Genomic DNA, 12,243 nt, shown 5'->3' on the forward strand with positions numbered 1-12,243 from the left:
CACACAAACGAACTTTTATTAATTTAAAAGTCGCTCTAATCACTGGTTCAACTTTATTCTAACATGAGATCACTTATTTTTCTTCTGGCTGCCTTCTGCCTGGCGGGCCTGAATGCACAAACGATTTACGTCGACATCGACAGCCCGACACCAGGAGACGGTACTTCCTGGGCAACTGCTTACTCCGACCTCAACCAGGCACTATTAGACGCGCCCGCAGGTGCAGAGGTGTGGATTGCGGCCGGGACCTACGTCACCCCAGACACCGCTTCCTTCTACATCGATAAGGAACTCACCGTACTGGGCGGGTTTGCCGGCACCGAGACCAGCGCCGACGCTGCCGACCCGGAAGCGAACCCCACCATTCTCAGTGGAGACGTACTGGGTAACGACGGCGAGATGGGCTTCGACAGCACACTCTACGTCGATAACAACCGCGTACTTTTCGTCACCGACACAACCGATGATGGCGCATACACCGTCACCCTCGATGGGTTCTCAATCGTTCACGGTGGTATATCCACCGAGATCGGAAGTTTCAACGAAGATGCTGGTGCGGGCCTCCGTACGTACGCGAAACTGAACGCCAGCCGGCTCAAGTTCAGCAGAAACTACGGCCGCAATGGTTCGGCATTATTTATCCGTTTCCGCAGCACCAATGGTTCTGTTTTCGACGACGTGGAATTCAGCAACAACTTTACTTTTGTCAACCGCGCGATCTATATCCGCGACAACATTGGCATCGAGTTCAAGAACTCCACCTTTATTGGTGAGGGTACTGCCGCAGCCGGCGGATCAGGTATGGTCCGGTGCTTCAATACCATCGGCCATAAGTTTACCGACTGTGAATTTACCGATATTTGGTCTACCAGCTCCGGCGGAGGCTTAGCTCTTTCCGGTGCCGACAGCACGCTCGTAGAAGGTTGTACGTTCACCAACTGTCGCAGCGATGGCTGGGGAGGCGGTATCGCCAACTTCAACACCAGTCTCTTCGTGCGGAACTCCACCTTCGAGCAGAATATGTGCGTACGCAACGGAGCAGCCATTTACCAACAAACCACCGACGATGTCGACGTGGAGGTAGAACTGGACGGTTGTACTTTCAACGAAAATGACGGCGGCGCCTTCGGCGGCGCTCTGGGTTTCCTTGGCTTCGACACTTCCGTTTTCGAAACGACCATTAATAACTGCGTTTTTACCGATAATACCTCCAGCGAAGGCGGGCGTGGTGCGGTTTGCTACATACAGGGCAACAACAATCCCATAACTCTCACCAATTCCATCCTGGAAGGCAACGTCTGTGAAGGCGGAACCTTTGTGAACAACGCCGACGGCTCACTCACCGTCCGGAACACGCAGTTCCTCGAAAACGGTAACACCAGCACGGCTGGTCGCGGAGCACTGGTTGGCTACATGGCTACCGGAGAACCACTGATTATAGACAGTTGCCGTTTTGAAGACAACCAGGTAACCGCAGTCAGCGGGTATTTCTCAGCGGGAGCAGCTGTTTACCTCTTCGGAGGCGACGAGGCCACTCCGATGCCCGTAACGATCACTAACACGCAGTTCCTGAATAACGCGGCCAGTGACGTTGACAACGCAGGAGGAGGAGCCCTTTACCTCAGCCGGGGATGTGACGTTATGATCGACAACTGCAACTTCGACGGCAACACCTCCGGTTCTATCGGGGGGGCTATCCACGCCCGGACCTTCGAAGGCCCCCGCGACACGTCTGCTACCGGAGAGATTTCAGTAACGTTCATTCCCTTCACCGGTAAGATTACCAACAGCCGTTTTGTCAACAACTTTGCCAGCGGCCAGGGTGGCGCAATCGGTACTTTCCGTGCCGCCTTCGATGTTACGAACTCCCTGTTTGTCAACAACCAGCTCGCCGCCGAAGGAGCCAGTGGCGGTGCCATCATCTTCAACGGCGTCACCCCGTTTTTCAGTTCCGAAGACGGCAGCCTGCAGTTTGCCGGCAACCTTGCCCTGACGTCAACGATGATCAACAACACCTTCGTGAACAACCTGAAGGGAGACGACCCCAACGCCTCCGGCAACGATATCGCGCTGTTCCAGCAAAGCGACTCGGAGGGGCTCAACAACAGCAGCCTGTCGCTTACACTTCTGAACAATGCCTTCATCCAGTCGGAACAGGAAGCCAGTATCGAAATTGAGCCGGGTGAGGCCGACGGCAGTATTATTCCGGTAGGCGAAATAAATATTACCTCCCTGGGTGGAAACTTTTACAACAACGAGAGCGACGAAGACCTCGGCCTCATCAGCGACAGCGACATGCTCGACCTTTCGATCGACGACGCCAACGCAGTAGCAGACCTATTTATCGACATCTTTGACGACGAAGGAGAAGGGGTAAACGCACAACTTGCCATCCCCGAAAACCTCGAAGACAACCCACTCATCAACAGTGCCGTCGTCAGCGATCTTTTGCCGTCCACCGACATCGAGGGCAACCCACGGGGCGACTTCCCTGACATTGGCGCTTACGAAACCGATCAGGGTGCCGTTTCTACCGGCGAGCCCCTGGCCAACAGCGGTCTCGAGATCAGCTTCTTCCCTAACCCAACGAAAGATGTGCTGAACGTACGCAACGACGAAGCCAGCATTGAGCGCTTCACCCTGCTCGTATCCGATCAGAACGGGCGCGTGCTGAAAGCACGCCAGTTCAACGGAGCGACAAACAGCATCGACCTTGCCACCGTTCCGGCCGGAGTTTACAACTTGCAGTTGGTAGTGAATGGCAAAATCTACGGCCAGCAGATCATTAAGCAGTAGTATTAGCCTCGCCGATAGCTGGCCGGAAAACCTTGCCGATCCGGTCCTGAAGGCCAGCTTCATCGAGCCGCGCACCTCCGCTTTTACCGGGGAGCGCGGCTCGTGTTTTATTACGACGCCCAAAAACCAGCCCGGCACCTGCGTCTGCGCCCAAAAAAGACGTAAGACTTGCGTGAGAACCAAAAAAGCGCGTAACTTTGCAGCGATGAAAAAGGTATCCCATATCATCCGTCGAGATCGACGAAGGGTCGTAAGGACCAAGTAAGCTTCCCGCACCACGTGCCCGGGAGCGCTCGTCCCGATCGTTATCGGGAAGCGGGCAGTTTCGATACCTTTCTTTCTTCTATTCCCATCCCCCGCATTACCATGAAAATTCAGATTCACGTTGCTCAGCCAGAGCACGCCGTCTACGCCCAACCTATTTGTGACCTGATGGCCGAATCCGCTAAAGCACGCGGAACGGGTATCGCGACCCGCAAACCCGAATACGTGGAAGAAAAGCTAAAATCAGGTAAGGCCATCGTGGCTCTTGTCGATGGAGAGCTCGCCGGGTTCAGCTACATCGAAACCTGGAGTCACGGCAAATACGTTGCCAACTCCGGACTGATCGTCAACCCCAAATTCCGGCGCTTCGGCCTGGCCCGCAAAATAAAAGCGGCCATCTTCAACCTCTCCCGGACCAAATACCCCGACGCGAAGATTTTTGGCATCACCACCAGCCTCCCGGTCATGAAGATCAACTCCGATCTTGGCTATAAACCGGTAACCTTCTCAGAACTCACCCAGGACGACGCCTTCTGGGCAGGCTGCAACTCCTGCCCCAACGTCGACATCCTGAACCGCAACGAACGAAGGATGTGCCTCTGCACCGCCATGATGGCGCCATCCGGCAACGAAGCAAAACAGATGGCCATTGACCTTTCGGAAATGATCATCGAAGGGTAGAAAGTCGGGAAGAATGGAGTCGGGAGTCGCTACCGCACTTCCCGTTCGCGTACCCGCCTTATTTTATACAGCACTCAGATTATGACTCCGGAGGAGTCGAACATATTTTACCCCGAACGAAGTGAGTGCGCAGCACGATCGAAGTTCGGGGATCAGACCACAACAAAATGAAAAAAATAGTACTAGCCTACTCAGGCGGCCTCGACACCAGCTACTGTATAAAGTACCTGACCAAAGAGAAAGGCTACGAAGTTCACGCCCTGACCGTAGACACCGGCGGCTTCGACGAAGAAGAAATCGCCGAAATGGAAGCCCGCGCATTGAAGCTCGGCGCAGCCAGTTATAAACGTGTAAATGTAACCGAGGCCTACTACCAGGAATGTATCCGCTTCCTCGTTTACGGTAACTGCCTCCGGTACCAGACTTACCCGATGAGCGTGAGCGCCGAGCGGATGTTTCAGGCGATGAGCGTTGCGCGTTACTGCGTCGAGATCGACGCCGATGGTGTTGCCCACGGATCTACCGGCGCGGGCAACGACCAGGTACGGTTTGATCTCGCCTTCGAGCTGAGCGGCCGCGAGCTGGAAATCATCACTCCCATCCGTGACATGCAACTCAGCCGCCAGGAAGAGGTTGACTATCTCGCTGAGCACAACCTCGTTTGGCCCGAGAAGAAAGGAACTTACAGCATCAACGCCGGCCTGTGGGGTACCTCCGTCGGCGGTGCAGAAACCCTTACCAGCAACAAATCGCTGCCCGAAGATGCCTGGCCCGTCCCCGTAACGGAGACCGAAGCGCGCGACATTGATCTCAACTTTGAAGCAGGAGAATTCGTCGGTTTCGACGGAAAGAAATTCGCCTCGAAGGTAGAAGCCATCAAGGCCCTCGAAGCCGTGGCTGCTCCCTTCGGTGTAGGCCGCGACATCCACGTTGGCGACACCATCATTGGCATCAAAGGCCGGGTTGGTTTTGCGGCAGCGGCAGCCGTGCTCATCATCAAAAGCCACCATTTGCTCGAAAAGCATACGCTGGCCAAATGGCAATTGTTCTGGAAAGAGCAGCTCAGCAACTGGTACGGCATGATGCTCCACGAAGGGCAATTCCTCGACCCCGTAATGCGCGATGTAGAAGCTTTCCTGGAAAGCTCGCAGGGCACCGTCAACGGCACCGTACACGTAACCCTGCACCCGCACCGCTACCAGCTCAACGGCATTACTTCGCCCAACGACCTTCTCGGCGCAGGCTTCGGTGCTTACGGCGAAATGAACAAAGGCTGGAGTGGCGAAGACGTTCGTGGCTTTACGAAGATCCTCAGCGTGCCGGGGCGTATCCGCAATGCAGTCAATAAATAAATGAGTTGAGGGCCTCTGGCCCGATTTTCTGATCACCGGGCCAGAGGCCCTCACCCCAGTAAGATGAAACATAAAATAGGCATCATCGGCGGAGGCGGCTACACGGCTGGCGAGTTACTGCGCATCCTCGTCAACCATCCTCATGTGGAGATCGCTTTTGTCCAGAGCCAGAGCCAGGCGGGCAAGCCGCTCTACCATACCCATACCGATCTGCTTGGCGAGACCGATCTTGTCTTCTCCGCCGACGCGGGCGAAGCCGATGTCCTCTTCCTCTGCATGGGCCACGGGCGGTCTAAAACGTGGATGGAGGAGAACAAACCCGCAGCAGATACGCTGGTAGTTGACCTCAGTACCGACTACCGCATGGACGACGGGTGGGTGTACGGCCTCCCCGAAATCAATGCGGCGCAGACGCAGGGTGCAAAGCGCGTTGCGAACCCGGGCTGCTTCGCCACAGCTATTCAGCTAGGATTACTTCCACTCGTTAAGGCCGGATTGGCCGACGGAGAGGTCCACATCAACGGCATGACCGGCTCCACCGGCGCGGGCCAATCTCCCATGCCTACCACCCACTTCAGTTGGCGTAACAGCAATGTTTCGGTCTACAAAGCCTTCAGCCATCAGCACCTGAACGAGATCGGGCGGAACGTAAAACTACTCGGCCGCAAAGACGCAAAAGGACTCAACTTCCTGCCCCTGCGCGGGCCTTTCGCCCGCGGAATCTTCGTGACCACCTACGTGCAGACCGATGAGTCGGAAAGCCAGCTCAAAGGCTTGTTCAACAATTTTTATTCCGAAACGACCTTTACCCACGTCACGGATCGCAACCCCGACCTGAAGCAAGTCGTGAACACCAATAAAGGCATCGTCTTCGTCGAAAAACACAGCGATAAGGCACTGGTCATCTCCATGATCGACAACCTGCTGAAGGGTGCTTCGGGCCAGGCAGTACAGAATATGAACCTTGCACTGGGGCTACCGGAAGACGCGGGGCTGCGGCTTAAGGCAGGGCTCTTCTAGTGGGCCAGAGGCCCTCTGGCCCAATTTCCTGACTGGCCAAAGGCCAGCAAAAAAACATATGAACTTCCAGGCCTCCGGCCCGGACCCACTCGGGCCGGAGGCCCTCGACCCAAATTACTATGCAACTATTCGACGTCTACTCCCTCTACGATATCCAACCCGTTCGCGGCGAAGGCAGCTATGTTTATGACGAAAACGGCCGGAAGATCCTCGACTTTTACGGCGGCCACGCGGTAATGTCCATCGGGCATTCCCACCCGCATTACGTGAAGACAATCTCCGACCAACTGGGCAAACTCGGCTTTTACAGCAACAGCGTAGTGAACCCGTTGCAACAAGAACTGGCCGATAAACTTGGCGAACTTTCCGGGCTCGACGATTACAACCTCTTTCTGGTAAGCAGTGGTGCAGAGGCCAACGAAAACGCCCTGAAGCTGGCCAGCTTCGAGACCAACCGGAGCCGCATCCTTGCCTTCGACGGAGCCTTTCATGGCCGCACCTCCGCCGCAGTAAACGCAACGGACAACGAAGCCATCAAAGCCCCCATCAACCGTAACTACCCTATCACCTTCCTGCCGCTCAACGACCTTGCCGCCGTAAAACGCGAACTGGAGAAAGGCGACGTTGCGGCGCTCATCATCGAAGGCGTGCAGGGGGTACACGGCATCTACGTACCCGATCCTGAATTCCTGGAGGCCCTGCCTGAGTTGTGCCACGCCAACGGCGCGGTCCTGATTCTCGACGAAGTACAGTCTGGTTACGGGCGCACGGGCAAATTCTTCTCCTTTCAGCACTCTGCTGTACAGCCCGACATCATCTGCATGGCGAAGGGAATGGGCAACGGTTTTCCGCTCGGCGGCATCCTTGTGCACCCGCGCTTTGAGGCAAAGAAGGGAATGTTGGGCACCACCTACGGCGGCAGTCACCTGGCCTGCGCGGCGGGCATTGCGGTGCTGGACGTCATGAAAGACGAAGACCTGCTGGCCAACGCCACCGATCAGGGCACGTACCTGATGGACCAAATGGCCGCCACCGGCCTCTTCACCGAAGTACGTGGCTACGGGCTAATGATCGGCTTGCAGATGAAGGAGCCGATTGCTCCCCTGCGCAAGCAATTGCTCTTTGAGCACAGTGTGTTTACCGGATCGAGCAAAGACCCGAATACCATTCGGTTGCTCCCACCGCTTAACGTCACGCGAGCACAGTGCGATGATTTAATTGCGGCTTTTAAAGCGGCGCTTGCACCTGCGTGATTCGCCATCAAACACATACTCTCACTCGGGCTACAAGCCCTCGACCAACTATGGTTCTCGAACACGTTCACATCACCGTTTCACCCGTCAACGTTGCGGCCTATCTCGACGCTTTCGAGCAGGCGCGGCCGCAGGTGCAAAGTCAGCCCGGATGCCATTCCTGCCGCCTTTTACCGAAGTTGGACGCGCCGGGCGAATTTCTGCTCCTGATCCAATGGGAGAGCAAGGCCCACCACACCGAAGGCTTTCGCCAGAGTGCTGAATATGCGAAGTGGTCGCGGTTGCTGCATCCGTTTTATGAGGTGTTTCCGGTGGTCGACTATTTTGAACTTGATTAAAAAACCAATCTCCGCAGGGAGGCCAGGCTGAAGCCTGGTGAACCGCAGGCTGAAGCCTGCCGAACAGTATGAAACAATTCCTCTCCGCCGCCGACGTGCCCGATATCAATGCTCTTATCGCAAAGGCGCGCGCCCATAAAGCAAAGCCCTTCGGCAGCAATCATTCGGGCCAGCAAAAAATGGTCATCAACCTCTTTTTCAACTCCAGCCTCCGGACGCGGATGAGCACCGAAAAAGCCGCCCGCCAACTGGGCTACGACGTGATCACCTACGACGCCTCCGGCGGCTGGGGCATTGAGTTTGAAGACGGCACGGTAATGAACGGCAATACCGCCGAACACGTCCGCGAAGCCGCCGGCGTGCTGAGTCAGTACTGCGATATTCTTTGTGTCCGCTCTTTCCCTTCCCTGACGGACAAGGATGCCGACTACGAAGACCGCATTATGAAAGCCTTCGTGAAGTACGCATCTGTCCCGGTAGTAAGCATGGAATCCGCCACCCGCCACCCGCTGCAAAGCCTGACGGACTGTATCACCATCGCTGAACACCGAAAAGCCGTACCTCCCCGGGTAGTACTCACCTGGGCACCGCACCCCCGGCGCTTGCCCCAGTGCGTTGCCAACAGCTTCGCCGAATGGATGCTCGCCTGGGGCGAGGTAGACCTGACGATCTGTAACCCCGAAGGCTTTGACCTCGCGCCGGAATTCACCAAGGGCGCAAAGGTGGTCCACAATCAGGCAGAAGCCTTTGCCGGAGCAGATTTCATTTACGCAAAGAACTGGTCTTCGTTTGAAGATTACGGCGCCATCGGAGACTTCCCCGGCTGGCAGGTGGACGAGGCTAAAATGGCCCTCACCAACAATGCTTACTTCATGCACTGCCTGCCCGTACGCCGCAATGTGGTCGTCTCCGACGGCGTGATCGACAGCGACCGATCGTTGGTGTTGCAGCAAGCAAATAACCGGACCTGGGCCGCGCAGGCGGTGCTGGGGGAGATGAGGGGTTAGTGGGTAGTGGGTAGTGGGTAGTTGGATAGTGGGTAGTGCTGCCGCAATTACCGTTCGTGGCGCTACGCTTGCTCACCTTTAGCTACCGTATCACTACTTTCTCAACGCCTTCCAACAAGGTGACCGTCCGTACCCGCTCCAGGTAAACACCTGGCGGAACGTGCGGAAGGGTAAGCTCTCTGGTATCCGAGGGCATAAAGCGATCAAAGAAAACCTCCTGACCGGATGCAAGGCTGATTAACCGGACTTCGTTGATTTGCCCCCCGATTAAATAATGCCCAGCTAAAATTATTTTGACTTAGGAGCTTGCTAATACACTTTATTTATAGTCGGACAGACAAATGCATCTTGTTACAATCATTAAGCTCCCCACAAATCCCCTACCTTCGCCCCCATGTTAGCAAAACGCATCATCCCCTGCCTGGACATCAAAGACGGCCGCACCGTAAAGGGCGTAAACTTCGTCAACCTGCGCGACGCGGGCGACCCCGTGGAGCTGGGGGCGAAGTACTCGTTAGCCGGCGCGGACGAACTGGTGTTTCTTGACATCACCGCCACCAACGAGCGGCGTAAAACCCTCTCTGACCTGGCGCGCGACATCGCCCGCCACCTCAACATCCCTTTCACCATCGGCGGTGGGATCAAGCACATCGACGACGTAGACGTGCTGCTGAACGCCGGGGCGGACAAGGTGAGCATCAACTCCGCCGCAGTGCGGCGGCCCGAGCTGATCGATGAGCTGGCCTACGCCTTCGGCAACCAGTTTGTGGTGGTGGCCGTGGACGCGAAGAACGTTGACGGCGAATGGTTCGTCCACCTCAACGGCGGGCGGGTAAAGACAGAGCACAAACTGTTCGATTGGGCTAAAGAGGCGCAGGAACGCGGCGCGGGCGAGATCCTCTTCACCAGCATGGACCACGACGGTACCAAGGCAGGCTTCGCCAACGAAGCCCTCGCGCAGATGAGCGACCTGCTCAGCATCCCGATCATCGCCAGCGGTGGCGCGGGGAATAAGGAGCACTTTGCGGATGTCTTCACAACGGGCAAAGCAGACGCCGGGCTTGCCGCCAGCATCTTCCACTTCGGGGAAGTAGGCATCAAGGAACTGAAGGATTATTTGGCGGAGCAGCAGATTCCGGTTCGCCCCGTTTAGGATGTAGAAGACAGCCATGGGATAATTCCGAGAAACAACCTGCATTGTCCCCATGCTCCTTCAACCATTCCATTGCACCTGCGGCCGCGCCTAAACTTGCTAAATCTAAGCCGTACTTTTGCATCCAATTCAAGCCTTATGACCATTTCTTCCGACAACATCAAGGAACTTAACTTCGAAAAAGCCGCCAACGGCCTATTACCCGCCATTGTTCAGGACGCAGACACCCGCGTTGTGCTCATGCAAGGCTATATGGACCGCGAAGCGCTGGAGAAAACCCTCAGCACCAATCTGGTCACTTTCTTCAGCCGTAGTAAGCAACGCCTCTGGACGAAGGGAGAAAGCAGTGAAAACTTCCTTCACTTAGTAAGTGCAGCCGCTGACTGTGACCGGGACAGTATCCTGGTACAAGCTCGTCCCGACGGACCAACCTGCCATACCGGAGACGACACTTGCTGGAACGACGTGAACCAAGGTGAATTTTTCGATCACCTGGAGCGTACCATCCAGCACCGTCGTGACAACCCCTCCGAAAAAAGCTACACCAGTCAGTTGCTGGCCCGGGGCATCAATAAGGTAGCCCAGAAGGTTGGCGAAGAAGCCGTTGAACTCGTCATAGAGGCTAAAGACGATGATCGTGACCTGTTTCTAGGCGAAGCGGCAGATCTTATGTATCACTACATTGTCCTGTTGGCCGCCAAAGGTTACAACCTGGAGGATGTCCGGGAGGTGTTACGGTCGCGGCATAAGTGAGTGAAATAGGTAGAAAGTAGTCGGTAGTGCTGCCAATAATGCTATTCGCAGTGCTACGCTTGCTTATCTCCGGGCGAATGAGCGTAGCGAAATGAATGAAAGCAGCGGCAGCACTACTTACTACCCACTACGCTCTATAAACTACTCTTCGTCAGCAGGTAAGGTGACAAGAATTTCCTCGATTCTGCGTTTGGTGAGCGACATAACGCGGAAGCGGTATTCCTCATAACTCATTTCCTGTTCTTCCTCGGGGAATTGCCCCAGCATTTCGAGCAGGAGCCCGGCGAGCGACTCCGCATCCCCTTTTACCTCATCAAAAGTATTGGTGGGAAGCTCCAGCACCCGACAAACATCGTTCAGCAGGGTTTTGCCGTCGAATATGAAGTTGAAATCGTCAATTTTCTCGAAGATGATTTCATCCCCTTCGTCGAACTCATCGTGAATATCTCCGATTACTTCCTCCAGCACGTCCTCCAGGGTAACGATGCCTTCAGTACCTCCATATTCATCGACAACGATGGCGAGGTGCATTTTCTCTTGTTGAAACTCCTTGAGCAGATCACTAACTTTTTTGTTTTCCGGAACATAGAGCACCTCCGGCCGCACGAGTACTGACCAGTTGAACTCCGGCCCTTCGTGCCGGTACCCGAGCAAATCTTTGACATAAAGGATTCCCTTCACCTTATCGAAATCCTCCTCGAAAACGGGTATCCGGCTGTAACCGTGTTCCCTGATTAAGGCGAGTAATTCGTGGTAATCGATCTTGAGGTCGGCAGCGATTACGTCTCCGCGGGAGCGCATCACCTGCCTGACCGTCACGTTAGCAAACTGTACAATCCGCTTCAAAATATCCACATCCTGTCGGGGGCCCTCTTCGCCGTTGTCTTCGTTGTTAACGGTAAGCTCAATGGCTTCGTCAATTTCCTCCTGGCTGGCTGCCGCCGAATCGATGCTGTGGTTCTCCAGCCGCCGTTCCACGATGGAGGCTCCGCTTACAAGCGCAAACGACAGGGGCTTAAACAGGCTCATCATCGTTTTTACCGGACGGGCCATAAGAGTAGCCAGCCTCAACTTATTGTAGCGGGCGTAGACCTTGGGCGCAACCTCCCCGAAGAGGACCAACAGGAAAGTCACCCCGATTACGGTGATGCTGAACCGGATGAACGTAGCTGCTATTTCCGCGGGGATGATGGAAACCCACTCAAAGTTTTCTTGAAGTGTTTCCAGCCAGCCAACAAAAATCCCTTCAGGAAACAGGCTTTCCAACAGCAGCGTCGAGATCAGAACAATCGCAATATTGATGAAATTGTTGGCAATCAGGATGGTAGCCAACAGGTTCCGGGGCTGGTCACGAAACGAAAGGATGAGGCGATTAGCGGCACTTTCTTTGCTTTCGAGCTCTTCATAATCATTGGCCGTCAGGGAAAAAAAAGCGACTTCTGATCCGGAGATGAGTCCCGAAAGGAACAGTAGGATCACAATTGAAAGTACGCCGAGGCCTAGCCCCGCACCACTGGTTAGCAGGAAGAGGTCTGGCAGGTATAAACAGGGTAAGTCGGAAACGTCCAACAGGAAGATTTGATGATTGAATACAAAGATAGTGGTTCCCGGTAAGACGTATTGAAA

Annotated in this window: 11 protein-coding genes; 9 read left to right on the forward strand and 2 right to left on the reverse strand. The window is 55.2% G+C overall.

Features of this window, described 5'->3' with window-relative positions; genetic code table 11:
* The first annotated feature begins 63 nt into the window (after positions 1-63).
* The gene (locus tag FUA23_RS15675; RefSeq protein ID WP_147931700.1) at positions 64-2,796 is read left to right on the forward strand and encodes a right-handed parallel beta-helix repeat-containing protein; all 2,733 of its coding nucleotides are present in this window, start codon (positions 64-66) and stop codon (positions 2,794-2,796) included.
* Here FUA23_RS15675 and FUA23_RS15680 read toward each other — a convergent pair.
* Positions 2,786-3,019 carry a hypothetical protein gene (locus FUA23_RS15680; protein ID WP_147931701.1) on the reverse strand — a complete coding sequence of 78 codons (234 nt, stop codon included), beginning with the start codon at positions 3,017-3,019 and terminating at the stop codon, positions 2,786-2,788. The genes FUA23_RS15675 and FUA23_RS15680 overlap by 11 nt on opposite strands.
* Before the next feature lie 143 nt (positions 3,020-3,162).
* On the opposite strand from FUA23_RS15680, the gene FUA23_RS15685 reads away from it, so the two are divergent.
* The 8 genes from FUA23_RS15685 (at position 3,163) to hisIE (ending at position 10,617) form a co-directional block, all read left to right on the forward strand.
* Positions 3,163-3,741 carry a GNAT family N-acetyltransferase gene (locus tag FUA23_RS15685; RefSeq protein ID WP_147931727.1) on the forward strand — a complete coding sequence of 193 codons (579 nt, stop codon included), beginning with the start codon at positions 3,163-3,165 and terminating at the stop codon, positions 3,739-3,741.
* Positions 3,742-3,908: 167 nt separating this feature from the next.
* The gene (locus FUA23_RS15690) at positions 3,909-5,093 is read left to right on the forward strand and encodes an argininosuccinate synthase (RefSeq protein WP_147931702.1); all 1,185 of its coding nucleotides are present in this window, start codon (positions 3,909-3,911) and stop codon (positions 5,091-5,093) included.
* Between the two features lie 63 nt (positions 5,094-5,156).
* Positions 5,157-6,113, forward strand: coding sequence for an N-acetyl-gamma-glutamyl-phosphate reductase (argC, locus tag FUA23_RS15695; protein ID WP_147931703.1), 957 nt, complete (start codon positions 5,157-5,159; stop codon positions 6,111-6,113).
* 119 nt (positions 6,114-6,232) lie between these two features.
* Complete coding sequence (locus tag FUA23_RS15700; protein WP_147931704.1) at positions 6,233-7,366, forward strand: aspartate aminotransferase family protein; 1,134 nt, start codon at positions 6,233-6,235, stop codon at positions 7,364-7,366.
* Between the two features lie 50 nt (positions 7,367-7,416).
* Complete coding sequence (locus FUA23_RS15705) at positions 7,417-7,704, forward strand: antibiotic biosynthesis monooxygenase family protein (protein ID WP_147931705.1); 288 nt, start codon at positions 7,417-7,419, stop codon at positions 7,702-7,704.
* Positions 7,705-7,772: 68 nt separating this feature from the next.
* Positions 7,773-8,711, forward strand: coding sequence for an N-acetylornithine carbamoyltransferase (locus FUA23_RS15710; RefSeq protein WP_147931706.1), 939 nt, complete (start codon positions 7,773-7,775; stop codon positions 8,709-8,711).
* A gap of 394 nt (positions 8,712-9,105) precedes the next feature.
* A complete protein-coding gene (gene hisF / locus FUA23_RS15715; protein ID WP_147931707.1) occupies positions 9,106-9,864 on the forward strand; it encodes an imidazole glycerol phosphate synthase subunit HisF in 759 nt (252 codons plus the stop codon).
* 138 nt (positions 9,865-10,002) lie between these two features.
* Positions 10,003-10,617: a bifunctional phosphoribosyl-AMP cyclohydrolase/phosphoribosyl-ATP diphosphatase HisIE gene (gene hisIE, locus FUA23_RS15720; RefSeq protein WP_147931708.1), complete on the forward strand. Its 615-nt coding sequence runs from the start codon at positions 10,003-10,005 to the stop codon at positions 10,615-10,617.
* Between the two features lie 141 nt (positions 10,618-10,758).
* Here the strand turns inward: hisIE and gldE are convergent, their stop codons facing one another.
* The gene (gldE, locus tag FUA23_RS15725) at positions 10,759-12,186 is read right to left on the reverse strand and encodes a gliding motility-associated protein GldE (RefSeq protein WP_147931709.1); all 1,428 of its coding nucleotides are present in this window, start codon (positions 12,184-12,186) and stop codon (positions 10,759-10,761) included.
* Between the last annotated feature and the right edge of the window lie 57 nt (positions 12,187-12,243).

Source organism: Neolewinella aurantiaca, from assembly GCF_008014675.1.
GTDB classification, from domain to species: domain Bacteria; phylum Bacteroidota; class Bacteroidia; order Chitinophagales; family Saprospiraceae; genus Neolewinella; species Neolewinella aurantiaca.